At 35.7% G+C, this 2,935-nt stretch carries 3 protein-coding genes and 1 tRNA gene; all 4 read right to left on the bottom strand.

All coding sequences use genetic code 11. The features are described from left to right. Positions 1–186 (bottom strand): hypothetical protein (locus J6Y29_00020; protein MBP5426280.1); only part of this gene is annotated, 186 nt, incomplete at its 3' end. Between the two features lie 332 nt (positions 187–518). Beyond that, positions 519–595, bottom strand: a tRNA-Met gene (locus J6Y29_00015). Between the two features lie 488 nt (positions 596–1,083). After that, positions 1,084–2,343, bottom strand: coding sequence for a UDP-N-acetylglucosamine 1-carboxyvinyltransferase (locus J6Y29_00010; protein ID MBP5426279.1), 1,260 nt, complete (start codon positions 2,341–2,343; stop codon positions 1,084–1,086). Between the two features lie 512 nt (positions 2,344–2,855). After that, positions 2,856–2,935: 23S rRNA (pseudouridine(1915)-N(3))-methyltransferase RlmH (locus J6Y29_00005; GenBank protein MBP5426278.1), on the bottom strand; the 80-nt coding region annotated here is incomplete at its 5' end.

Raw genomic sequence — 2,935 nt, 5'->3', positions numbered from 1 at the left:
TATATCTCTCTCTCCCTCTTCCTCTCTTTTCTTATTTCTTTTTTCTTTTTCTTCATCTTTTTCTATATCTGTTAGACAATTGTCTGCCTTTCTTTTTCTTTCTTCTTGCTTTTTTACTGCTCCAACCGTTGTTTGATTAGTAAACTTCAATGCTTTAGGAATAGTATAACAATCATCTTTTTTCACAACTAATTCCGCTTTTTGTAGTATATCTAATCCCTTTCTTTAACTTATAAACTCAGGATATACAAATATATCATATTTAGGTATACTCACAACTTACATTAATTACAGTAACATAATCTCCTTCTAAAGCTTTTAAATCTTCTAAATTTAAAGAAGATTTTTCTGTTCTTAACGAATTTTCTTTAATAACTTCTTCATCTTTACATGTTCCATACGTTTATGTATTAAATATTTCACCCTTATCACTAAGTTCCCAACAACTTCCGCCGATCTTTCGCCACTTTTCCCCTACACAAAAAAATCAAGGAACCCATCGGATCCCTTGATAACCTTGGTTGCGGGGGCAGGATTTGAACCTACGACCTTCGGGTTATGAGCCCGACGAGCTACCTGTCTGCTCCACCCCGCGACGTTTTTTTGCTACCCTATAAGTCTAGCATTAATTTGTTTTTTGTGCAAATTCATTTTGGAGCTTTATCTCATTATTATTTAATATTATGCCTAATTCCCTCTAAATATATTCATTTTTCTTCCTTTTACGTAATATTACAAAACAACATACAAAAAGTAAAAAAACACTCATACCTTTTGTACTCTTAACTATTATTGTACTCATTCTCTCCCACCAATATCTCAAATTTTTTTATAAAATTTGAGATATTGAGGCGAAAGCTTCCTCTTACCACAATACACAAAAGGTTGGCTATCATTCATAACACAATACAAGCTGTCCTTTTATGTCACTCGCTCCTGTACTCCTTATATAAAAATGCGGTTAATATCAGCAAATAGTAGTCTATATCTCTTCATCCTACTTAGTGTTAACACAATCTCGATTAAAAATAAATTCTTTGTATAGGTTAATTCACAACTAAGGTACCTACTACCCACTTTGATTTAGTCTACCACCCTTTTTATCTCTGCTCCTAAATCAGCCAACTTCTCTTCCAATCTTTCATATCCTCGGTCTATGTATTTGACATTATAAACCTCAGTAACTCCATCTGCTGCCAATCCAGCTAACACCAGCGCTGCCCCTGCTCTTATGTCACTTGCAAAAACTTTCTCGCCATGCAGCTTAGTCCCGCCTTTTATGGTAGCTGTACTATTCTCTAAATTTATATATGCTCCCATCTTCTTTAACTCATCTACATACTGGAATCTAAGTTCCCATATCCCTTCTGTTATCTTACTTTTGCCATTTGCAAACGTTAAAAATACGCTCATTTGTGGATGCAAGTCTGTGGGGAATCCTGGATATGGACTGGTCTTTATATTAATAGGTTTCACTTCGTCCTGTCCTTTTATTCTGATATAATCTATACCTTCCTCTACGTCCATGTTCATCTCTGCAAGTTTTGCCGTTAATGACTCTAGATGCTTTGGTACTATATTACGCACTACAACATCCCCTTTAGTTACTGCACCGGCCAACATGTATGTACCAGCTTCTATCATATCTGGAATTATGCTGTGTGTAGCATTACCAATAAGTTTTTCTACACCCTTTATTCTTATTCTACCTGTTCCGGCACCCTTTATATCCGCACCCATGACATTCAAAAAATTCGCTACATCCACTACATGCGGTTCCTTTGCAGCGTTTTCTATCGTCGTTATGCCCTCTGCACAAACAGCCGAAAGCATTATATTGATTGTTGCTCCCACACTAACCACATCTAGGAAAATTTGTGTACCAACTAACCGATTCGCTTCAACACTTATAATATCACCCTCAACGTACACTCTTGCACCTAATGCCTCAAATCCCTTTATATGCTGATCTATTGGCCTTGTACCAAAATTACATCCTCCCGGAAATCTTACTTTTGCTTTTTTAAACCTACCTAACATCGCACCTAAAAAATAGTAAGACGCCCTAAGCTTACTTACATCATCTGATATGGCTTCAAAACTTTTTATGTGCCTACAATCAAAACACACCTCGTTCCTGTCGTCATAAGTAATCTCTGCCCCTAGATCTTCCATTACTTTCTTTAAAATTCTAATATCCTTTATATCAGGTACGTTATCTATCTTACATAAACCATCTATCATCAACGCAGCTGGAAGTATTGCTACTGCAGCATTTTTGGCTCCACTTACTACAACTTCTCCCTTTAGAGGTTTTCCCCCCGTTATAACTATTCTTTCCAATTAAAATTCCCCCAAATCTTGTTTACCATTTTACCTGTACACTCCTTAAGAAAAATACCCTATGTCATATTAATATACAGGTACAACATAATATTCTCTCTGAGTATCTTCCTAGACAGATCGTCTAGTATGAATTGTTGTTGAAAATGATATCCTCCAAAAGTATGACAACACATAAAAACAAAAATCTTGCCCATTAGACTAATTACCCAGCTATCATAACCAACACACCTGAACCTATGCTACATGGCACCATCTCCTTAAAGAAACTCTAAATTCCTTGACAATTTGGGCCGCAGAGACAAAAACCTCAAACCTCGACTTTCGAGTTGTAAACTTCACAAGCTACCTGGTCACTCCACTCCGCGATGCTTTTTCGCAAGTTTAGCATTAATTTGCTATATCTGCAAATTCGTTTTTTAGCTTTATTCTTTTATTATATGATATTATAGTAAGCTTGCTCCATTTTTATCCTTTTTACTACGTTTTATGAAACACTTACCGCTTTTTGATTACTTATGGTATGTCTCATTATTTAATATTTTAAATGACCTATATACCTGTTCCAATAGAATAACACGCATCAATTGAT

The sequence above is a fragment of the Clostridiales bacterium genome (assembly GCA_017961515.1).
Lineage (GTDB): Bacteria > Bacillota > Clostridia > Acetivibrionales > RGIG10202 > RGIG10202.
The sequence above is the reverse complement of the archived record's forward strand: the minus strand, read 5'-3'. Positions and strand labels throughout refer to the sequence as shown.